The organism is Pseudoneobacillus rhizolycopersici, from assembly GCF_054786815.1.
The window spans coordinates 1-787 of record NZ_JBTOOE010000065.1; the positions used below are offsets into that span (position 1 = coordinate 1).

The 787-nt window shown below is 35.6% G+C and carries 1 protein-coding gene; it reads right to left on the reverse strand.

The genetic code is table 11. The annotated features are described in order from the left end of the window. The coding region (locus tag ACX9YW_RS22860; protein WP_460351010.1) for an IS256 family transposase at positions 1-765 on the reverse strand (765 nt) is incomplete at its 3' end. Positions 766-787: the final 22 nt, after the last annotated feature.

The following is a 787-nucleotide window of genomic DNA, read 5'->3' on the forward strand; positions in this document are numbered from 1 at the left end:
AATACATGATTGAATATCGGTCTTTGGAAATGTGGCATTAATAGCCTCAGAAAATCCAGAAAGCCCGTCCTTACAAGCAATTAGAATATCCTGAACACCTCTACTCTTCAATTCTTGGCATACATTCAACCAAAAACTAGCACTCTCATTTTCACCAATCCAGATACCAAGAATGTCTTTAATACCATCGGTATTAATTCCTAATACAGTATAGGCAGCTTTACTAACAATTCTATTTTCATGCTTCACTTTAAAGTGAATAGCATCCAAAAACACAATGGAGTAAACAGGCTCTAGTAGACGGGATTGCCACTCGTAAACAAGGGGTAAGATTTTATCAGTTACTTTACTTACCAAACTTGGAGAAACATTTATCCCATAGATATCCTTCATGTGATCCTCAATATCACGTGTGGACATACCTTTAGAATAAAGCGCAATAATTTGATCCTCTAATCCATTGATGGAGGTTTCATACTTTTTTATTATTTGGGGCTCATATTCACCTTTACGGTCTCTAGGAATTTTTAAATTTGTTTCCCCTAACTTAGTTTTAATAGTCTTCTTACTATAACCGTTTCGACTATTTCCCGAGTTATTACCTACCGGGTCGTGTTTGGAGTATCCCAAGTGATCCTCTATTTCAGCTTCAAACACTTGTTGTAAAGTTTCCTTAAATAATTCCTTCATCATGGCATGAATATCATCAACTGTTTCACACTGACTAGCTAATTCTCTAATCGTCAAGTCTCCAAAATTTTGCATAAATGATCATCTCCTTAATTGG